Source organism: Pseudomonas sp. DE0010, from assembly GCF_007680745.1.
In the GTDB taxonomy this organism is placed as follows: Bacteria; Pseudomonadota; Gammaproteobacteria; order Pseudomonadales; family Pseudomonadaceae; genus Aquipseudomonas; species Aquipseudomonas parafulva_B.
Genome location: NZ_VEJQ01000028.1, coordinates 43,201 through 64,166 on the forward strand (window position 1 = coordinate 43,201; position 20,966 = coordinate 64,166).

The following is a 20,966-nucleotide window of genomic DNA, read 5'->3' on the forward strand; positions in this document are numbered from 1 at the left end:
CTCACGCAGGTGGAGTGCGTGATCCCCCGAAATACGCAGCCGGGTGCGCGTACCGGGCGAGTTTGCGTCGGTGGTTCGCCAACTTGCAGATCCTCTCTCGTCCCCACACATTACACTCAGACCAAACTGACTCGCAGACGAAGCAAATGGAAGATAGCCAGCAAAAGATCGAGCGATTGAAGAGCATCGTCGATACGGCCCGGCAGGAGGTCGATTTGGCAGTTATGTTCCATGAGACATGGCGGCCTGCGGCATATGACACCGACCTTCATAGCCGTATAGGTACTTCATATGCGTCCCATGCCTTTCAGATCATCCGTATGTCTCTGCGGCGTGAGCTAATCCTAGCGCTTACGCGTCTGTGGGATAAGGACGATAGGGCCGTGAGGATGAGCGTGATTGCGCACCATTTGGGTGATAAGGCGTTCTTTGAAGCCCTAGTTCAGTACAGGGCGCGACGCCTAGGCCTTAGATCCATGTTTGTCCCAGACCGTATGAGGGAAGAGCTAACCTCTAGACGTAATCAAGTACTGAAATTGATCAGAAAATACAGCCAGGGTGGTACTGCCTTTGAGGTCCTAGAGAAGCTGAAGCGCCTACGTCACGAGCATTTGGCGCACCGGCAGTTGCCAGGTGTTCCTGTATCAGTGGCAGAATTGGATGCCTCAGGACGAGAAAAAGACGATGAAATGCGTGCCTGGCCGACTGATGACCAGATTGAAGCATTTTATCAAGATAATCTCGAGATCCTACGTTTACTGTTGAGTGTGGTGAATGGCATGGCGTACGACTTATCGGAATCCGCCAACGTCTACAAACATTACGCAAAATTTTTTTGGGCCTCAGCCCGTGGTGAGCGCACCGAGGGGCATCCCGATTATCGTCCACCGCTTTCAACGCTGCCCCACTCATAACTGCCTGTCCTGCAAGTCAAATCCGATGCAAACGCCTGCTCAAGTCGATCATGTCGCAAGGGCAGTCAGTTCGCACCAGTGGTTCGCGATAAAGGTTCGCAACCCCTATGCGCGAACCTTTTGTGCGAACCTGGGCGGCCTGCCTGTTATCAAAAGTTATGGTTTCCACACCCAGGTTTCCACTCTGGTTTCCACGGTATTGCGGCTTCTGATGACCACCATGCCTCAGTGACTGACCACATGATAACCACAATGCTTGCTGCCCAGCGGCAATTGATCAAACCTCAGATTTTCTCAGGTCCCTACCTTGTCGAAAGCGACGCACTGTGTAGGGATCAGCAAGGCGGAGGAATCTCTACTGCGATGCGCACGGGAAACAATCAAAGAGGAGATCAACGTTTGCCGCGCTTGCCCTTTCCCTTAGACTTCTTGGCCGAGGATGGTTTGGCTTGGGAGGGGAACAAGCCGCGGATCACTGTCAGGAGGGCGGCGAAAATGTTCAGAGTGACCCCAGTGGTCACCACTGCAATTGTCTGATCAGAAAAAACGGGCTTGTCGTGAAACTTGGTCCAGCCTGCGAATAGAAGGAAAATCGCCCATCCCCACAGGCAACCGACCACGATGTAGCACGCCTTGTCGGCATAAGATTCGCGTAGAGCGCGATCTGAGGCCAGTGACTTGACGTGCTCCCGTCGCTCATCGTCTTTGACCCGTGAAGGGTTTTCGTTCACAGGCTGTTCGTCTACCCCGCTTGGATCAGAGGGAATATCCGAAAGATCAAGGCTTGACAGGCCGCTGTCAGCCTTCTCAGCCACGCATACGGCTCGGCGGGTGGATATGGCTGGCCATCTGTTCCCAAGTAATCACGGAGCCATTAGCCTCGCCGTCTTCCAATCCCAACTGCCATGCAGTGCCATCCTCGTGGGTTAGGAAGGAGAGCTGTGAGCCAGTGAGACGACCGTATTTTGTGATGATTGCGTCAATCAGCTCATGAGCGTTGGCGTCTGATGCAGGGATCGATGGCGTGACCAGTACGAAGCCACCCTCATCATCGTTTTCCACGTTTCTTAACATAGAGGTGATGGGGCTCGAACCATAAGTCTTCAGCTCATGGTAAAGCGAAGGAATCACCGGGCCATACTTCCAACGAGCGAAATTGTCATCGAAAAGCGGCGCATTTGGACCATTCTTGCGCAAATGCCAAGACTGGGCGAAGAACAGGAGCTTTTGAAGCTTCATCGGGGTCAATCTGGGGATATTCCCGCGTAAGCCTTGCTCTATGAAGGCATTCGCTACGGCTAGCGCTGAGTAAGCCATGAGCACCTCCTTTGGGCTGAGTGGTCACCCCCAGGATATGGGGACACCCGGGTTGGCTATCAACAGGGACGCTGATTATTGCCATGGGGCATACCATGTCAATGGCCATCTGTCTCTATTTGTACCTCACTATGGGCGGCCCTGCATAGGGGAGTGCCCAGAGTGCTGGCTTGCTTTACCCAGCCTTTACCGAATGTGAGACAGGCATGAGACGAAACCCGCATTGCCTGGACGCCCGAGGCCGGGCACCTGGCCGTGCCGACAAAACCTTGGAGTCGGCGCCGTCTCACATTGCTGGTGGTGCTGGGCGCTACTTTGAACAAGCTTTGACGGATCACGGGCCAGGCAGATAGCAGTGGCCCTTGCGTCCGGGCGTCTGAGGTCTGGCCGGTGCTGGAGGCCGTCAAAGTCGAGGCCCTGGCCGTCTCATACCCCTGACAGACCTCTGACGGATTCTGGACAGCTTTGGACGGATCGTAGCTGGTGTTGCGCTATGATGCTGGCGCTATGGCGCGTGATGAATAGGCTGCCGATCTGGTGGTGGTCTGCTCGGCCGCACGCTCGTCCAGAATCGCCTGGTGAAACTAGACCAGCACTAGACCCTACTAGACGGTAAGCGGTGGCTCCCTGCGCTGGATCACTTGCCGGGCTTGGCCTGGGCCTATGCGTGATGGGTTGGCGAGGACAGTCCCGTCTAATGCCGAAGCCCGAATTCTGGACAGGCTCTGGACGGATTCAGGGCGCCAGCAGGAGGCTAGGTGGGTCGGGAGGCGCGTAGGTCCGCGGCTGCGCGCATGTGCCGTTGGGTCTCCGTCGAGTGTCTGTCCAGAATGGCTCTCACCCTATTCTCGCCCTTGACAGTCCTTGACGGGGTTCTTGACCACTCTTGACGGATTGCGTCGCTGGCGCTCAAGCAGGTTCGGCTGTAAGCCTTGCTGTGCTAGAGCTGGCGCTGACTTTGGTAGGCCAGTTGGAGCGGGCGTCGTCAAGAAATTCCGCGAATGCTCGTCAAGGGAAAAACGGGTGGTCCAGAACCTGCCAAAATATGACATGTCGGGTCTGCGAAGATGGCGGCCAAGGTGGCGCGGCACAAATCCGTGGCGCACCTTGTGTAAGCGGGAACCAGGGCCACCACCACGGATAAGGAATGGTGGAGATCACCACGTCCTAGCGGCAAAGGTACCTCCGAGACGGAGACTCCTAGAGCATTTGCCAGACGCTACCGACCGACTATGGTTCTTCGACAACCTAAGGGAGAGGCATCGATGAAAGAGCTACGGACCGTGGCCGAGGTGCTTGAACGCCTCAGTCACAACCAAGACGCGCTTAGGGCCTCAGTGGAGGAACTGGCCAAGTGGGTTGGCGAGCGCGGATCGTATGCAGTAATAGGTAACGTCAATGGCGCGTTGGCGACCATGGATGACAACATCTGCGCCGTGCGACGGGGTATCGCGGAACTGGTGGCTGCAAGTGTCGGGTAACTTGCAGCGTAGGCTGATCGGTTCGGAAAAGGCCACCAATCATGATGCGCTCCATTGGCTCTACGTTGCGCCAAACGACACGGTAGAACGCCTCTTTGAATCTGAGAAGTCGGCTCCGCTGAATCCTCTCCCCGCGACGAGCTGATGAAGCCTCACTGCCACCGGATTTGCCCGATCCCCCATGCTATGACGAGGACATTGATTTGTGCTGGGCTTGTGTGCTGGTGTTCAGGCAAAATTAAGCAAGAAAGATTGAGCTAACGCTGGTTAGCTACTTAAAAATGAGGAGATAGCGGATGTCACTTTCACCAAGCGAGGAGATTCTGTGGGTCAAACAGCCTAAGGTGAAGGCTGCTCGGTCCACTGATGCTGAAATCAATGAACGCTACGCGCGAGGCGAGGGACGCATTGTCATTGAAACCAACCGTGAGAAGTTGCCTGGTTTCGTCTCTTTGCTGAAGCAAGATAGCTACATGGATCTTCGACCATTTTACCAGCGGCGGCCTCGCTGGTCAGTTGAGAAACAGAGCCTTCTGATTGAATCATTTATAATGAACATTCCAGTCCCTCCGGTATTCCTCTATGAGAAAGAATACAATTCCTACGAGGTGATGGACGGGCAGCAACGTATCACGGCACTGAGAGAGTTTTACGCAGGTAAGTTTGAGCTTACCGGTTTGACTCAGTGGCCAGAGATCAATGGTCGGAGCTATCAAACACTTCCAGAAAAGATTCAGGCGGGTCTAGATCGGCGATCTATCACTTCTATCGTTTTGCTTAAAGAATCCACCACGGATGAGGATGAAGCATCGAGTCTACGAGAGACTGTGTTTGAGCGCTTGAATACTGGGGGTGTTGAGTTGACACGCCAAGAAATCCGGAATGCGCTGTACCGAGGTCGTCTCAATAAGTTAATTGATAGGCTTTCTCGTCGGTCGGCATTTCGTGAGGCATGGGGAATACCGCAATATGTTGAAAATGAGATAGATGAAACTCCAGGGCTATTGGATTTAGTGATCTATGCCAAGATGGAGGATGTGGAGATGGTTCTTCGGTTCTTCGCTCTAAGGCATGCTGCGCATTATAGTAACGGTATGCAAGGTTTTCTAGATCTATATATGCGTAAGGCGGCCGATTTTACAGAGCAAGATATCGAAATACTTGAGCGTGAGTTTATCGATACCCTAGATCTGGCCTCCGATATTTACGGTGATCTGCTTTTTAGACCTTACGATGCCGGAACTGGCGCATGGGCTAAGAAGCCGCAAAAAGCGTACTACGATGCTGTTATGGTAGGAATGTCTTCCTTCTTGCCAAGAGCACATCTTGTGCGAGCTAAGGCTGCTGAGATCGTAGACGCAACAAAGAGAATGTTTGAAGCGCATGAGGCCGGTACGTTTACCGGGCGAGGCAATACGAAAGAAGATATTTTGACTCGAATTCGTTTGTTCTCTGAAATGATCGAAGAGGCGTTAGTCTGATGCATACAGCGCTGCTTGAACGATGTGTTGAGGCGATTGGTGCTGTACGAAAACATATATCTTTCTCAAATATGATGCGCCAAAAAATAGGCGCGATGAGTTTCGTGTGCAAGGCTGAGGCGGAAAAATGTTTTAATGTCGATGAGATGCTGAGCTATGCTCCGGATGCAACTAATTGGAAAGTAATAGACCATTGCTCGGCAGTCACCAGGATTTATGCCCTGTATGAGTCATTTGTTTTACAAGTGCTGCGAGAGTACTTGGTATTTCTATCGGGCTCCTATAGCTTTAGCGATCTTGGAACCGATTTCAAAGCGAAGTATACGCGAGGTATTGGTCAGATTTTGTTAGACCAAGATAAGCAGCGTTATCAAGCGCTTGATATCGATAGTGTATTAAGTGCAGCTGGTGATGCGTTGGCGGGACGGGCGGGATATCAACTTCAGCCCGAGGCATTAATACGAGCTGAGCAAAACCTGAGAATGCCTGAGTTGCAACGTTTGTTCAGTCATTGTGGTTTGAGTGGAATTGAAGGTTGGATAAATGCTCACTCTGCTATGAAGAGCTTTTTTGCTGACCAGTCTCGTCTTTCAGAGACAGCGGCCAGTGAGCTTAAACAAATTGTCGAATATAGAAATGAAGCCGCCCATGGAGAAGTTGATGATGTTCTTGGTGCGGATGTTCTAATAGAGATCAGTCATTTTTTTGAGGCGATGTGTCAGAGTATAGTGGATTTTGTTCAGCATGATACTTTGCGTCGAGCGAAAGAGATAGGTAGAGTTCAAGTGGTGGGGGTGATATCAGAAAAGTTTAGTAGAGGGATTGTGGTCGCAAAAATTTCCAATGCAGAAATTTCTGTTAATGATCCTCTATATGTGTATGGTGATGGGGTAGCGATGTTGGTGAGCGTGCAAAGCGTGCGCTTAAATGGAGATGATGTATCGAAGGCAATCGTTGTTGAAGAGGCTGAGGTGGGCCTTGCAATAGGTGTTAGTTCGAAGGTTGGGTGTGAGTTGATCCGTTTTATTTAGTTTAAATTTAGCTGATCGGTAATGATTCAAGCCGCACATAACGCCCTGGGTGTCGAGATTCTTCGTAGCGAAGCAACGCTTCACCGCTGTAGGCGGCGCAAGAAAGCAGGAGGATCTGCTGGTATGACGCTGTGGTGGGGCGTTCATCAAGGGCGAGGTGTTGATATGGCCCGTGGTGAGTTGGCGGGCGGGTGGGCTGTCATTTTCAAGGTGCCGGGTGGTACATTTGGGTTTAGGTATACGTTTAGGTATATGGATAGCGCTTTTTGCGGTTAATTTGCCGAATTACATGGGCTTTAGGTGTTTGGTTCGATTCCTGTCTCCGCACCACTTCAGATTCCAGCGAAGGCCACTAAAATCTCTGGAACCCCCGCAAAAGCCGCCTCAGTGCACCACGCTGTTCACTCAGAACGGCCTAGCAGCCTATCCCGTCACTCCAGGGCATCACACGACCACCGGAGCGGCCTTGCCGGGGCGTCGGACCGGCCCCAACGATCTAACGGGTCTATCAAACTCCGACAGCGATTCAGCTCAATGCACCTTCGAGCTGCAGTCCAGACCGGTCCACCTCGCCCGATCTGATCAAATCCACCACACGCAGCACCTCCATGACCAACGGCCCAGCATCAGACAAACCCTCCATGCCGCTAGCAACATTGTCCTGATACAGGCAGGAATACCATTTAAACGCATTCCAATTCCTCCACATCAAAGCTGAAGGCAATGAAAGCGTCTGCCCAGATAACTCACCCTCGCTCGCCATCTTCCCGCCCGTGATCCGCACCACCCCGTAGTGCAGCGCCTCAGACGCAACCTCAATTCTAAGCAGCATGCCATCGACGCCAATGTCGAAAAACTGCCCCACGTGCTTCAATCTCGAAGCCTTGGGATAGAACCATTTGCGGCAATTCTCCTCGCTGCAGTCATGCCCAGAAAAGCCAGGCGGCGCTGACACCGGTGTGCACTGTGCCGACAACCCATGTCGTACTGCATTGAAGAAGCCAAACAACACCGTCCCCTTCGCATGGGGCAGTGCCTGGGCAATGGCTTCGGCAGCCTGCAAATTGTCGCCGGCAATGAGAAGTTCGATCAGTGCATGTCGTGTTGTATGCGTCATGGTTTGCCCGGTGATTTTCTGGACCAGATGCTTGTACTGGAGCAACGCGTGCTGAAGCGCCGGCGTTGCGGTCGAGATGCTGATGCACTGCTCAAGCCAGCCGAGGATGTGCTCCTGGTAGGACAGTTGGCGGTAACTCACGCCGCAGTGACTGTTTGCGTGCGCTTGCGTGCCTTTCGTCGTCAGGTACCACAACTGCCACGGCTTGCGTGAGACCTCGCCAATGTCGTTATAGCGCTTGAGTTGCTGGTTGCCGTCAGGGGCGTCGATCTTGTTTTCTATCAGGATGAGGTGGTCCCGCAGGTGGATCACCACGTCGACACGGCCGTAGCCCGCAAAAAACTGCTCTTTATTGACCTTGGCATCGCTGATGCTGCCTTCGTAGTCGAAGCCCATTGTCGCCAGGAACAGTTCTAGAAAGCATTCACCCTGACCGTGGCGGCCCTTGGGGTTCAAGAGTTCTGCAATCATCGCAGAATGGGTATTGACCTCGGCCCGCTCGATTCGGGTGATGGAGAAGATATTGAAAAGCTCACCGCTTGCTGCGAGCTTGGCTTCTGTCTCCCTCACCAGGCTGCCTGCCTGATTCAACAACAGTTGCGCTTTGTCCATGCTCATTATTTGTCCAGAATCAGATTCAGCATTGTCCCGTGGTTCGGGCTCGAGTTAGATATCAACGGCGTGCTGTAGCGATCAGACATTCGCACATCAACCATCACGTTGGATCGTACTCGGGGCTGATGATATAGGCCGCGAGCTACGTATTCATTGATCCAGACGGTCACCGATTCGCGCTTTCCTAGATCAGATGTAATCGGCTTGCCTGCTTCCACAGCCAACAGGGCGCGAGGCCAGGCCTCTTTCGACACGATACGCGCTCTCTCGTAACGCCCGCCCATGCAGGCATCACCGTACTAATCACCTGAAAGTCCAATCTCGCCCCAATACCACCTCACAAAACGCCCCCTCAAGCGTCGCATTGTGATGCGCCACAATCTGCTCAGCCCGCATCTGCGCGGTATCCGTACAACTGTGCCCATCCGCAACCAGCACCGCCTCGAACCCAAGATCCCGAGCGGCCCTGCAGGTACTGTCCACACAGTACTGGGTCTTCATCCCGGTAATCACCACCCCGGTCGCTCCAAGTGCCCGCAAATCGTCAGCCAGGCCCGTCCGCGTAAACGCATTGGGCCGGTGCTTCTCGAACACCACCTCGCCACCCGCAAGCCGCAGCTCCGGCGCAAGTTGCGTCAATGCACTGTCCGGCGCAATCGGCGAGCCAGCGGGCCCTACATGGCGGGCGAGAAAGATCGGCGCGCCAGCACTGCGCGCCTTGTCCATCAGTTCATTGATGGTTTCCAACAGGGCTTCGCAACGCCATGGCGTTTCCTGGCCATGCACCAACCCAACTTGAATATCCAGAATCACTAGCGCGTACATTCGTGCGTTTCCTTGCATGAGGCCAGCGAAGCAAGGGCACAAAAAAGGCCCTGTCCATCACTGGCGGGCCTTTGAAGTCTGTTCGCTATGTGCTCACGACACCTCGCACGCTCCGCCAGGGGCGGTCGTGGTGGTGGTTGTCGGGGTCGAGCGGTAGATGAGCATTGCCCGACACTAGCAACACTGCGCTGCGCTTACAAGCAGGGTACCGCCGAGCATGTTCACGCGTTGTCCACAGCACAAATTTTGATCATACTGCGCCCCGTCGCAGCGCACCGGTTCGGTTTCGCACGCCAGTCAGAGCCTCTCTTCCAGCGCCTGCACCCGTATTACCCGCTCTGCGCCGCACCCTACAAGCCCAAGCCAGCGCGTGCCTGACACGGGTGAAGTGAATGATTACATGGGATAACAACAATGCCCGAGGGCTTGAAAGTGGCACGTAAGCCACACCTATTGTTGATCGACGATTCCCCCGAAGACCTGCGCCCGCTGCTGGCCCAGCTCAGCACGCAACCCTGGAAGCTGTCGGTGTGCCATGAACCGCATCAAGGTTTTCAGCGGGCCCTGGCGCTGCGGCCCGACCTGATCGTGCTGGACGTGCACATGCCCAGAATGAACGGGTTCTCGGTTAGTCGGCTGCTGCGCGAGTCGCCGGTGACCCGCGATGTACCCATCATCTTTCTCACCTCTGCCAGCCAGCTGGAGCACCGGCTAGAAGGCCTGAGCCTGGGTGGGGTGGACTATGTGGTCAAGCCCTACCAGCCCGCCGAAGTCATCGCCCGGATTCGCATTCACCTGCAACTGACCTGGCGCCAGACCGGTGCCGATGCCGGTACAGGCGGCGACGCCGTGGACAGCGATCAGCTCGTGCTGCGCGCGGCCATGCGATTTATCGACGAGCACCTGGACGCACTGCCGTCACTCGATGCCCTGGCCGAGGCGGTGGGCACCAATAGCAAGCGCTTGTCCTTGCTGTTTCGCCAGCATTTGAACACCACGGTCTTCGCCTTCGCGCGCGGCGCCCGCCTGCGGGCGGGGCAGGCGTTGCTGGCCACCAGCGACATGAGCGTGCAGGACATCGCCGCCCATGTGGGCTTCAGCGCCGCCGGCAACTTCGCCACGGCGTTTCGTGAATACAGCGGCATGACGCCTCGGGAGTTTCGCAACCAGGCTGCCACTCGAACATCCACCGAATGAAGCGTGTGCGCTGGCACCTGCTGGTGTTGTGGTTCATCAGCGCGTGGACATTTGCCGGGCCGTGCGAGGTGGCGCAACAACACCTGGCGAGCGGGGCAGGGGCGTTGGAAGACCCGCACGGCCTGCTGTCTGTCGAGCAGGTGGCCGCCCTGGCACCGCAGCGCTTCGGCTCTTTGAACCAAGTGGTTCCGCAGGTGCCGACGCGCTCGGCCATTTGGCTGCGCCTGCCGGTGGTCAACCCGTCGGCGAACCGCGTGCAGTGCTGGCTGACGTTGGGCGAGCCCCGGCTGGAAAACCTGCAAGTCTTCGTGCCGGCGCTCTCGGGCTGGCAGACGCTGGTTGGCGGCAGTGACTACCCGCTGGAGCGCTGGGCGGCCAAGGAGCGCCAGCCGGCGTTTCCCATAACGCTCGAACCGCGGGAGGGCAAGACGGTGCTGGCGCGGGTCAGCAGTACCAACGCCTTGCTGCTCAACCCCCATGTCTGGACCGATGCGGCGTTGCACAAAGACCGCGAGCGTACCTATTTCCATGACGGCATCGCCTTGGGCATCGTCCTGCTGGTAGTGCCGTTCAGCTTGCTGGTCAGCTGGATCTTCCGGTCACGCCTGTTGCTGCTGCACGCGGTGGCAGTAGGCAGCTATGCAGGCTTGGCCTGCCTGATCAGCGGTTACCTGCTGTATTGGCCGCAAGCCTTGTCCTGGTCCAGCGCGCTGACGAGCGTGTTGGCTGCGGTGTCGTTCATGGCCTTTCTGGCCTATTTGCGCGAACTGCTACGCGTCCGCGAACTGTCCCGGTGGGTGGGGGCGCTGTTCAGCCTGCTGCTGTTCGGTTACGTCGCAGCCTGGCTGTACGGAATGGTGGTGGACGCCGTCGCCGGTCGCGCGGTCGTCTACTGGTTGCTGAAACTGATGTACCCGGTGGTGATCGTCGCGTTCTGCTGGGGGTGGTGGAAGCGTCTGAACTACAACTGGCTGGCCTGGGTAGTGGTGGGGTCGCTGGCGGCGCAGTGCCTGGCCCGTTATGTGCTGCGTCTTGAAGACCTGCCCTGGCAGGAACGCAGCACCTTCTACAGCCTGTCCTCAAGCCTGGGGGGCGTGTTCTTCCTGACGTGCTCGTTGATCATGGTGGTCAGAAGCAGCCGTCAGCGCGAACGCACCGCCCGGCGTGCCCTGTACAAAGCGCAGCAGGCCGAGAACGAACGCCTGGAACAGACCGTCGCCCTGCGTACCAAAGAGCTGCACACCGCCTTGCTGGACCGCAGCAGCCTGCTGGCGCGTATCAGCCATGACCTGCGCTCGCCACTGGTGGGCATTTTGGACCATGCCAAGGCATTGCAGGACAGCCCCGAAGGCGCCCACGCCCAGCGCATCGAGCGCCAGGCGCGTCAGCAATTGGCACTGATCGACGAGCTGATCGAATTCTCCCGCGACAGTTTCAGGCAGGTGCAGATCGAGCCGGTGCCGGGCTACGTCTATGCCTTCATCCAGGAGTTGGCGACCGAAGGCGCCGACCTGGCGCAGCGTCACCATAATCGGTTCGAGTACCACCTGCCTTCGCCCTTGCCCGTCGTCGTCACGGCCGATTTCCGCCGGCTGCGTCAGGTGGTGCTGAACCTGCTGGGTAATGCGGCCAAATTCACCGCGCACGGGCTGATCAGCCTGTCCGTGGAAAACCTCGGCATGGACGACGGGCAGGTCAGGTTGCGTTTCGAGGTTCGCGACACCGGCATGGGTATCGCAGGCGCCGAGCTGGATCAGGTCCTGCTGCCGTTTCGTCGCGGCAGCAATGCGCAGCCGGCCACGGGCAGCGGGCTGGGGCTGTCGATCGTCACCCAGTTGCTGCAGGCCATGGGCAGCACCTTGCATGTGCAGAGCCAGCCGGCCCAGGGCAGTTGTTTCAGTTTCGAGTTGTCGCTGGCCATCGGCGACGAGCAGGCGCTGGACTTGGCCTTCATCGAGGGGCATGCCCCCATGCCCGAGCACGTCGGCCGAGTGTTGCTGGTCGATGATCAACCCGAGGGCCTGGCGTCCCTGAACGACCTGTTGACCGGTTACGGCTTCGATGTCACCACCGCGGCCGATGGCGTGCAGGCCGTGCAGGCGCTGCACGACGATGCGGTGGACGTGGTGATGTGCGACCAGATGATGCCCAACATGGACGGCTGGCAGTTGCTGGCCCACATCCGCCAGGGCTGGCCGTCGTTGCCCGTGGTGCTGTACTCCGCTGCGCCACCACGGCCAGGCTGCGCCACGGCTGGGCTGGAGTTCGATGCGGCACTGCTCAAGCCGGCCGATAGCCGCGACATCCTTGCCACCCTCGACAGGCTGCTGGGCGGCCGGGCCCAGCGTTCATGAGCGCGTACCGCCCGCACACCTGGCCCTGCGTCGTGCTGCTGGCAGCGTTCGACGCGTGCGCTGCAGCCGACGGCGTTGCGCTCGACAGCGTCATGGTCCAGGCGCCAGCAGCGGACGAGCGCACCGTACCGCCCAACCTCACCACCTTCGCCGCCCGCGCGCTGGAAGCCGCCGAGGTGCACAGCCCCGCCACGTTAGCCGGACGCGTGCCGTCGTTGCTGGTTTCCGACCCCAACCTCCGCTATGCCAGCTACGGGCTGCGGGGCCTGGGCGCCAGTGGTTTCAACGATGGCCTGGAAGGCAGTGTCGGCGTCTACCTCGACGAGGTGTATCTGGGCCGGGCGGGTATGAGCCTGACCGACTTCACCGACCTCGAACGCATCGATGTGCAACGTGGTCCCGAAGGCACGGCCGGGGGACGTGGCAGCACGGCCGGTTCGATCCACCTGCACACCTTCGCGCCAACCTGGCAACCGGCGGCCCAGGCCGAACTGGGCCTGGGCGAACGGGGCCAGCGCGAAGCCCGCGCGGCCGCCTCCGGCCCTGTGAGCGACCGAGTGGCCGGCAGCCTGAGTGCCTTTGACGTGCGCGCCGACGGCGACATCGACAATGTGCGCGACGCCAGGCGCTACAACGACCAGGATCGCCAAGGCGCACGCGGGCAACTCCAGGTGCTGCCGGACGACGCCACGTCCCTGCGCCTGATGCTCGACACCGTGCAGGCCGACCAACGCGCCGCCGTACTGCCGGCCTCCCATTACAGCGCGCAAACCCGACAACGGGCGGCCTTCATGAAGTACCCGCTGCTGCCAGCCGATCCGGCCAGGCGCCGCATCGATCAGGATCAGCCAGGCACCCAGCATTCCGAGCAGCACGGCCTCACATTCGTGGCGTCGCGCACGCTGGGCGAGCGTGCCACGCTCACCAGCATCACCGGTTACCGGGACTGGCGCTATGCGGCCCGGCAGGATGGCGACAACCTGGGCCTGGCCATCGCTACCACCGATCTGGCCCTCAAGCACCGCCAATTCAGCCAGGAAGTGCGCTTCGACGCGCAGCTCACCGATGCCTTGGCATACCGAGTGGGCGCCTATTACCTGGACCAGCGTTTCGACCGTGGGCTGGATGTGGGTTTCGGCCCGGACGCAGCGGCCTTCTTCATCGGTGACCGGCCCGAAGCGCGCTTGCTCAGGCTAACCCCGCGGCAAGTGCCAGCGTCGCTGCTCGACGGCGCCTGGCAGCGTGGCCAGGCGCGACAGCAAGCACAGGCCCAGGCGGTGTTCGGTGAACTGGACTGGCAGGCCAGCGAACGGCTGAAGGTGACCTACGGCGCGCGCTACAGCCGCGAGCGCAAGCAGGCCAGCATCGAACGTCAGGTAGAAGGGTTGTCGCCGCTGGGCACCGACCTGGTGTCACGCACCGGCGGGCAGTTGCTGCGGGGCGTCGCGCTGGGCTCCGATTACCAGCGCAAGGAGGCCCGCAGCGACGAAGCGTTGACCGGGCGCGTGCTGCTCGACTACGCGCTCGACGCCCACAACGACCTGTATGTGGGGTGGAGCAGCGGCTTCAAGGCCGGTGGTTTCAACCTGGACGTGATCAGCGGGCGCGTGCCGCCTCGCTACGACAGTGAGCGGGCCTCCAGCTGGGAAGCCGGGCTGCGTAGCCGTTTCTGGCAGAGTCGCCTTGAGCTGGGGCTGGCGCTGTACCAGACCGAGGTGCGCAACTACCAGGCGCTGACGACCAGCCCGCCGGTCGATCTGTATTCACCTCCGTTGCGCGACAACCTGATCAACGTGCCCAAGGTGCGCCTGCGCGGCATCGAGGTCCAGGCGCTGGTGCGACCCACTGACCATCTGGACCTACACCTGGCCTTGGCCTTAAGCGATGCCCGCTACCGCGACTTCAAAAATGGGCCATGCAGTACCGGACAGTTGGCAAGCCAGTGTGACCTGAGCGGTCAGCGGCTGTTCAATGCGCCGCCGTGGAGTGCGTCGGCGGGCGTCGAGCAGCGCGTACCGCTCGGGCAAGGCCTGGAGGCCTTCGCTGGTGTGGACTACAGCTGGCGTAGCGGCTACCAGGGCAGCCTTGAAGGTGGGCAGGGCAGCCAGATCGACAGCTACGGCCTGGCCGACCTGCGCCTGGGGCTACGCCAGGTCAGGACGGGCTGGGAGGTGACTGGCTGGCTGCGCAATGCCTTCGATACCGAGTATGTCACGGCCATCTCGGCGCAGTTGGGCGCGGGGGACTATGCCGCTTTGCCGGGGCAGCAGCGCACGGCAGGGGTGACGGTGCGCTGGAAGCACTGACCGGCGCTCCTGGTTAAACGAAATGTTGAGGGCATCCGGTCTGGCAAAGGTTTCGGGTGTTCTGGCAAAAGTGCGACAGTTGGGAAACGGGAACACTCTCGGGGTTACTCATCCGGTCAGCCTGCGCAGGTGCGGATGATCCTCTGGTTTTCATGGAGTGAGTTCCTCGATGCAAAGTTCCTTCCCGACGTCCGTGCGATCCGGCTGGCCACTGGTGCGCTGGTCCCTGATCATGGCGAGCACGGCGTGCGCCCCTTACGTCTGTGCCGCGACCCTGCCTAACGCGGGCCAGTTGCTCAACGAGTACCAGCAGACCGTACCTGCCGAGCCACAGTCCACCGAGCCGCCACCGGCCTTCGAATTGCCCACCGAAACCCGCCAGATCGCCGATTCGGCATTGCGCGTGACCCTGACAGCCGTGCGCTTTAGCGGCGATATCGCCCTGGCCCAGAAAGAAGACCTGCAAGCGCGGGTCAAGCCGGTGCTTGGCAAGACCCTGGACCACGCCGGCCTGCAGCAGATCGCCGATGCCCTGACCCGCTACCTGCGCGGTCGCGGCTACGTGCTGGCGCGTGCCTACCTGCCGCGCCAGGACCTGACCGACGGCGTGCTGGAAATCGCCTTGATGCAAGGACGGCTGGAATCGGGCAAGCAGCGAATCGAGGTAGGTGGCACCACCCGCAGCAACCCTGAACGCCTGCGGGCCATCGCCGCTTCGGCATTGCCCGAAGGCGAAGTGCTGCGCGCCGAAGACCTGGAGCGGGCCCTGCTGCTGATCAACGATCAGCCAGGCGTCAGCGCCCGTTCGGCGCTGGAGCGTGGTACCCAGCCAGGCACCAGCCGCCTGCTGGTCGATGCCAAGGCCGGGCAACTGGTCAGCGGTGGCGTTTCGGCCGACAACTACGGCAACCGCAGCACGGGCACTGCCCGCCTCAACGCCCAGGTGAGCCTCAACGACCCGCTGGGCATTGGCGATCAACTCACACTCGGGGCCAGCAAGACCACCGGCAGCGACATCTTCGGCGCCAGCTACAGCTTGCCCTTGACGCCGTCGGGCCTGCGCCTGCAGGTCGGTGCATCCTACCTGCGCTATGACGTCGATCAGCAGCAGTTCCGCTCGCTCGACCTGCGCGGCAATGCCCGTACCGCATCGATCGGCCTGAGCTACCCGCTGATCCGCTCGCGCCTGCAAAACCTGTACGTGACCGCCGGCTACGAGCACAAGGCGCTGGAAGACCGCGCCCTGGGCAGCAACCTGCGCGACCGGAGCCTGGATAACTTCACCTTTGGGCTGAGCGGCAACCGTTTCGACGACTTCGCCAGCGGTGGTGTAACCGATGCCGGGGTGAGCCTGACCCTGGGCAAGCTGGACCTGAGCGGCAACCGCGCCGATGAGTTCGCCGATGCCCGTACAGCCGGCAGCGACGGGCGCTTCGAGAAGGTCAACCTGCGTGTGTCGCGCTTGCAGAACCTGGGCGCCGGCAGTGACTGGAGCCTGTACGCCGGCTTGTCGGCCCAGTGGGCCGACCAGAACCTGGATTCGGCCGAGAAATTCCTCCTCGGCGGCCCGGCTGGCGTGCGCGCCTACCCCATCGGTGAGGCAGCGGGCGACCACGGCTGGTTGGGCACCCTCGAAGTGCGCCGCATGATCGACACCGGCATTCCCCAGCTGCGCGTGCAAGCGCTCGGCTTCCTCGACACCGGCAGGGTCTGGCTGCACCAGGACCGCTGGCAGGGCTCGGAGAACAACGCGACCGGGCGCAACCGCTACGACCTCAATGCGGTGGGCGCTGGGGTGAACGTCTGGTTCGACCGCTGGACCCTGCGTACGGCGGTGGCTCGCACCCTGGGTGACAACCCTGGCCGTAGCGTCAATGGGCTGGACGCCGACAGCCGCTCCAGCGACTGGCGCGCATGGATTCAAGCCTCCGTGGCGTTCTGACAATCGCCCCGGCGGGCACTGATACCTTTTTGAGGAACAGCTTATGAAAAGCGCATCGTTGAACCATGTCTACCGCCTGGTCTGGAGCGACACCGCCCAGGCCTTCGTGGCGGTTGCCGAAACATCCACTGCCCGCGGCAAGCGCGGCGGCGTGGTCGGCGTACTGGCGGCACTGGGGCTGTTGGGCAGCGGCCTGGCTTGTGCAGGGCCATTGCCGACCGCAGGCGACATCGTCGCCGGTACCGGTAGCATCAGCCAAAGCGGCAATCACATGAATATCCACCAGACCTCCGACAAGATGGTCACCCAGTGGAACAGCTTCGACATCGGCGCCGATGCCTCGGTCCGCTTCGACCAGCCCAATACCCAGAGCATCGCCCTGAACCGGGTGGTCGGCGGCGGCAACGCCAGCCAGATTCTCGGCAAGCTCGACGCCAACGGGCAAGTCTGGCTGCTCAACCCCAACGGGGTGGTGATCGGCAAGGGCGCCCAGGTGAACGTTGGCGGCCTGCTGGCCTCGTCGCTGCAAATGACCGATGCCGACTTCATGGCGGGCAAGGCACGCCTGACCGGCGGTGCCAACGCAGGCGCCGTGGTCAACCAGGGTGAAATCCGTGCCGCACAAGGCTCGATGGTTGCCCTTATCGGGCCGCAGGTCAGCAACTCGGGGTCGATCAGCACCCCGGGCGGCAGCACGGTCATGGCTGCCGGTGACAAGGTCAGCCTGGACTTCCAGGGCGACGGCCTGGTCAGTGTCAACGTCGAGCGCGGCGTACTTGACGCGCTGGTGAAGAACGATGGGCACATCAGTGCTGACGGCGGCAGGGTCACCCTTAGCGCCCGTTCGGCCGATGCGGCCATCAGCAGCGTGGTGAACAACACGGGCGTGATCGAGGCGCACAGCCTGGTGGCCCGTAACGGGCGCATCGTCCTGGATGGCGATACCGATGGCGGGCTGACCCAGGTGGCCGGCACCCTCGATGTGTCCTCGGGGCAGGGCAAAGGCGGCGACATCGTCGTGACCGGTGAGAAGGTGACGGTGCAAGGGGCCACGCTCACTGCCGACGGCGCGCAGGGTGGTGGCACGATCAAGGTCGGCGGGGGCTGGCAAGGCCAGGACGCCAGCGTGCGCCATGCGCAACAGGTGGATGTGGACAAGGCATCACGCCTGCAGGCCAACGCCACGGTCAAGGGCGACGGCGGCACCGTCGTCGCCTGGTCCGACCAGGACAACCGCTTCGCCGGCCGCGTTGCCGTGCGCGGGGGCGAGCAGGGCGGTGACGGTGGCAAGGCTGAAGTCTCCGGCAAGCAGACCTTGCGCTACGACGGCGCCACCGACGCGCGAGCCAGCCAGGGCCGCACCGGTGACCTGCTGCTCGACCCAACCAACATCACCGTCTCGGGTGGTTCCGGGGTCAGTGGTGACTGGTCGGCCGGCAGCGGCGATATCACCGTCTACGAAAAAACCCTGGAAGCCCAGGCAGCCAACGTGTTGATGACCGCCACCGGCATCATCACCTTCGCCGACCTGTTGCAAAACGGTGGCGATGGCACCATCACGATGCAGGACAACGTCAGCCTGCGGGTCGAGGCGGGCAACCGCTCCAACAGCAACAGCGCCATTCGCTTCGACAATGCCAACAACACCATCGAGGTGTCCGGCACCGGCAGCCTGTACTTCCAGTCCGGCGGCACCGGTACCGGCAGCATCAGCAACGTCGCCAACCTGATCGCGCATGGCACCGGGGCAAACCCGGACGTGGCGGCCTTGCCTGTACACAACGTCAACTCGGCGGGCTCCGGTAGCCCAGGTGCCGGCAGTATCACCCTGCTCGGGGCAGACGGCCTGACCATCGCCGGCTCGCTGACCACCCAGGGCGGCTACGTGCGCCTGTCCAGCGACTCGGACAACGGCGGGCGGGGCGCGTTGACCATCGACACTCCCATCAACACCCATGGCGGCAACCTGTACCTGTCCTTCGGCACTACCAGCTACCCCGAAAGCATCGCCACCCTCAATGGCGACGTCACGCTGGGCAGCGGTCGCCTGTACTTCGGCGATGCCATGGGCGCCAGCGCGTTGGGTGGCTCCACGGGTGAAAAACGCCTGGGCGGCCTGCTCAGTCTCAGCGGCGACGTGAACTTCACCACGCCGCTGACCATGCTCGGCGGCGCCTCGATCCACACCGACGGCAATATCAACTTCAGCAGCACCGTCAAACTCGACACGGGCGATCGCGCCTTGACCCTGCGGGCGACCAACATCGACTTCACCCAGGCCCGCCTGCAGAACGTCTCCACGGCGAGCATCGCCCTGGAGCCCTGGCTGGCCGCGACCAATATCGCCCTCGATGGCACCGACGGCATTGCCACCGCCGATACCCTTGGCAAGCTCGACAACATCCGCAACCTGACCATCGGCCGCGCCGACGGCACGGGCATCACCACCGTCAACAGCAGCGGTTTCAGCTTCAATGCCAACAACAACCTGACCTTGCTCAATGGTGAGCTGCGCGTTGACGGCGCGCTGCGCAACAGCAGCGCCACTGGCCACGTGATCGGCAAGGCCGGTGTGGGCGATGTGGTCATCGGTACAGGTGGCAGTGTGCAGGCCAATGGCAGCGGCGACGCGGTCGTCCTGGCGGCGGCCCGCAACTTCTACAACAACGCTGGTGCCAACGCCCTGCTCAGCACCAACAGTGCCGGGCGCTGGCTGACCTACTCCACGTCGCCACAGCAGGACATTCGCAACGGCCTGGCGGTGGATTTCAAGCAGTACAACACCCAGTTCGGCGACACCATCGCGCAAGCCAGCGGTAATGGTCACATCTACAAAGTGGCGCCCGTGGTCAAGGTCGGCCTGACCGGTGAAGTGCGCAAGACCTACGACGGCAACAACCAGGCGTCCCTGGGGGCTGGCAACTACACCAGCACCGGTGCCATCGATGGCGACCAGGTCGATTTCGTCATCGCCCCCGGCGGCAACGCGGTCTATGACGACAAACAGGCAGGTGCCGGCAAGAACGTCAGTGCCACGGGCATCGCCATTGGCGAAGCCACCAATGGCCAGGTGAAGGTCTACGGCTATCAACTGGAGTCCGACACCGCGTCAGCTGACATCGGCGTCATCGACAAGCGCAAGCTGGCGCTCTCCAACGGCGGCAATGGCGCAGCGCAGGTCAGCGACAAGGTCTACGATGGCACGCGAGTCGCCGAAGTGACCGACGTGGCCTTCGATAACCTGGTGGACGGTGATCAGCTGCACGCCTCAGGCAATGGCGCCTTCAGCGACAAGAATGCGGGCAATGGCAAGACCGTCGAGGTGAGCGGGCTGCAACTGCTCGGCGCCGATGCCAACAACTATGAAGTGGACCTGAGCGGCGTTGCGCTGACAGGCCAGGCATCGATTACGCCAAAGGGCATTACGGTCGGACAGGTGGCCGTTGCCGACAAGACCTATGACGGAGGCCGCAATGCCTCGGTGACCGGTATCGAGCTGCAAGGCGTGATCGCCGCGGACCAGGGCAAAGTCGCGGGTCACTCGGACAAAGCCCTGTTCGCCGACAAGAACGCGGGCAGCAACAAGGCCGTGATGCTGAGCGAGATGGGCCTGAGCGGCGACGAAGCCGGCAACTACACCCTGCTCGATACCACCGCCAACAGCGTGGCCAGCATCGCGCGCAAGGTGCTGACCGGCATGGCCGAAGTGGCGGACAAGGTGTACGACGGTGGCACCACTGCCACGCTTGGCGACCTTGACCTGGTAGGTCTGGTCGACGGCGACGAAGGCAAGGTCACCAGCACCGGCAACACCGGCGCGTTCGTGGACAAGAACGCAGGCAGCAACAAGTCCGTCATCGGTTCCGGCATTGCCCTGACCGGTGAAGAAGCGCGCAACTACAGCTTCGATACCACGGCGGAAATCGGCAAGGCCAACATTGATCGCAAGGTCCTGACCGGCAAGGCCGAGGTGGCCAATAAGGTCTATGACGGTGGCACCACTGCCCAGTTGAGCGACCTGAACCTGGTTGGCGTGGTCGATGGCGACCAGGGCAAGGTGACGGGCGCCGGCACCACGGGCGCATTCGTCGACAAGAACGCGGGCACCGGCAAGACGGTGATCGGTTCAGGCGTTGCCCTCACCGGCGAAGAGGCAGGCAACTACCGCTTCGACACCACTGCTGGAATTGGCAAGGCCAACATCGATCGCAAGGTCCTGACCGGTAAGGCCGAGGTGGCCAGCAAGGTCTATGACGGTGGCACCACTGCGCAACTGAGCGATCTGGACCTAGTCGGCGTCGTTGATGGTGACGAAGGCAAGGTAACCGGTACGGGTACCACAGGTACATTCGTCGATAAGAACGCTGGTACCCAAAAATCCGTAAC

General features: G+C 60.5%; 13 protein-coding genes. 9 read left to right on the forward strand and 4 right to left on the reverse strand.

What is annotated here, in order from left to right; translation table 11 throughout:
• Window positions 1–146 precede the first annotated feature (146 nt).
• Window positions 147–914: a hypothetical protein gene (locus FS767_RS18845; RefSeq protein WP_144967394.1), complete on the forward strand. Its 768-nt coding sequence runs from the start codon at window positions 147–149 to the stop codon at window positions 912–914.
• A gap of 392 nt (window positions 915–1,306) precedes the next feature.
• Here the strand turns inward: FS767_RS18845 and FS767_RS18850 are convergent, their stop codons facing one another.
• Window positions 1,307–1,729 (reverse strand): hypothetical protein, encoded by a 423-nt coding sequence (locus tag FS767_RS18850; RefSeq protein ID WP_144967396.1) that lies wholly within the window; start codon window positions 1,727–1,729, stop codon window positions 1,307–1,309.
• Entirely contained in the window at window positions 1,722–2,231 is a 510-nt protein-coding gene (locus FS767_RS18855) for a Panacea domain-containing protein (RefSeq protein ID WP_144967398.1), read from the reverse strand. The genes FS767_RS18850 and FS767_RS18855 overlap by 8 nt, the downstream gene beginning before the upstream one ends.
• 1,265 nt (window positions 2,232–3,496) lie before the next feature.
• Here FS767_RS18855 and FS767_RS18860 point away from each other — a divergent pair.
• The 3 genes from FS767_RS18860 to FS767_RS18870 all read left to right on the forward strand — a co-directional run bounded on the left by FS767_RS18860 (window position 3,497) and on the right by FS767_RS18870 (window position 6,224).
• Complete coding sequence (locus FS767_RS18860; RefSeq protein WP_144967400.1) at window positions 3,497–3,712, forward strand: hypothetical protein; 216 nt, start codon at window positions 3,497–3,499, stop codon at window positions 3,710–3,712.
• Between the two features lie 296 nt (window positions 3,713–4,008).
• The gene (locus FS767_RS18865) at window positions 4,009–5,193 is read left to right on the forward strand and encodes a DUF262 domain-containing protein (RefSeq protein WP_144967402.1); all 1,185 of its coding nucleotides are present in this window, start codon (window positions 4,009–4,011) and stop codon (window positions 5,191–5,193) included.
• A complete protein-coding gene (locus FS767_RS18870) occupies window positions 5,193–6,224 on the forward strand; it encodes an MAE_28990/MAE_18760 family HEPN-like nuclease (protein WP_144967404.1) in 1,032 nt (343 codons plus the stop codon). Before FS767_RS18865 ends, FS767_RS18870 begins: the two co-directional genes overlap by 1 nt.
• 526 nt (window positions 6,225–6,750) lie before the next feature.
• Here FS767_RS18870 and FS767_RS18875 read toward each other — a convergent pair.
• Together FS767_RS18875 and FS767_RS18880 are read right to left on the reverse strand one after the other, a co-directional pair.
• The gene (locus FS767_RS18875; protein WP_144967406.1) at window positions 6,751–7,959 is read right to left on the reverse strand and encodes a PD-(D/E)XK nuclease family protein; all 1,209 of its coding nucleotides are present in this window, start codon (window positions 7,957–7,959) and stop codon (window positions 6,751–6,753) included.
• Window positions 7,960–8,259: 300 nt separating this feature from the next.
• A complete protein-coding gene (locus tag FS767_RS18880; protein ID WP_144967408.1) occupies window positions 8,260–8,781 on the reverse strand; it encodes a cysteine hydrolase family protein in 522 nt (173 codons plus the stop codon).
• Between the two features lie 414 nt (window positions 8,782–9,195).
• On the opposite strand from FS767_RS18880, the gene FS767_RS18885 reads away from it, so the two are divergent.
• The 5 genes from FS767_RS18885 to FS767_RS18905 form a co-directional block, all read left to right on the forward strand.
• Window positions 9,196–9,978 (forward strand): response regulator, encoded by a 783-nt coding sequence (locus FS767_RS18885; RefSeq protein ID WP_144967410.1) that lies wholly within the window; start codon window positions 9,196–9,198, stop codon window positions 9,976–9,978.
• Window positions 9,975–12,332: an ATP-binding protein gene (locus FS767_RS18890; RefSeq protein WP_144967412.1), complete on the forward strand. Its 2,358-nt coding sequence runs from the start codon at window positions 9,975–9,977 to the stop codon at window positions 12,330–12,332. Before FS767_RS18885 ends, FS767_RS18890 begins: the two co-directional genes overlap by 4 nt.
• A complete protein-coding gene (locus FS767_RS18895) occupies window positions 12,329–14,638 on the forward strand; it encodes a TonB-dependent receptor (protein ID WP_144967414.1) in 2,310 nt (769 codons plus the stop codon). The genes FS767_RS18890 and FS767_RS18895 overlap by 4 nt, the downstream gene beginning before the upstream one ends.
• 169 nt (window positions 14,639–14,807) lie before the next feature.
• Entirely contained in the window at window positions 14,808–16,580 is a 1,773-nt protein-coding gene (locus tag FS767_RS18900; protein ID WP_144967416.1) for a ShlB/FhaC/HecB family hemolysin secretion/activation protein, read from the forward strand.
• A gap of 43 nt (window positions 16,581–16,623) precedes the next feature.
• Window positions 16,624–20,966: YDG domain-containing protein (locus tag FS767_RS18905; RefSeq protein WP_144967418.1), on the forward strand; the 4,343-nt coding region annotated here is incomplete at its 3' end.

Bases quoted from the DNA above. Each gene is read 5' to 3' on its own strand.
- FS767_RS18865 (WP_144967402.1), top strand. From the start codon at position 4,009: ATGTCACTTTCACCAAGCGAGGAGATTCTGTGGGTCAAACAGCCTAAG.
- FS767_RS18855 (WP_144967398.1), bottom strand. From the start codon at position 2,231: ATGGCTTACTCAGCGCTAGCCGTAGCGAATGCCTTCATAGAGCAAGGC.
- FS767_RS18870 (WP_144967404.1), top strand. From the start codon at position 5,193: ATGCATACAGCGCTGCTTGAACGATGTGTTGAGGCGATTGGTGCTGTA.
- FS767_RS18845 (WP_144967394.1), top strand. From the start codon at position 147: ATGGAAGATAGCCAGCAAAAGATCGAGCGATTGAAGAGCATCGTCGAT.
- FS767_RS18890 (WP_144967412.1), top strand. From the start codon at position 9,975: ATGAAGCGTGTGCGCTGGCACCTGCTGGTGTTGTGGTTCATCAGCGCG.
- FS767_RS18895 (WP_144967414.1), top strand. From the start codon at position 12,329: ATGAGCGCGTACCGCCCGCACACCTGGCCCTGCGTCGTGCTGCTGGCA.
- FS767_RS18860 (WP_144967400.1), top strand. From the start codon at position 3,497: ATGAAAGAGCTACGGACCGTGGCCGAGGTGCTTGAACGCCTCAGTCAC.
- FS767_RS18885 (WP_144967410.1), top strand. From the start codon at position 9,196: ATGCCCGAGGGCTTGAAAGTGGCACGTAAGCCACACCTATTGTTGATC.
- FS767_RS18900 (WP_144967416.1), top strand. From the start codon at position 14,808: ATGCAAAGTTCCTTCCCGACGTCCGTGCGATCCGGCTGGCCACTGGTG.
- FS767_RS18880 (WP_144967408.1), bottom strand. From the start codon at position 8,781: ATGTACGCGCTAGTGATTCTGGATATTCAAGTTGGGTTGGTGCATGGC.
- FS767_RS18875 (WP_144967406.1), bottom strand. From the start codon at position 7,959: ATGAGCATGGACAAAGCGCAACTGTTGTTGAATCAGGCAGGCAGCCTG.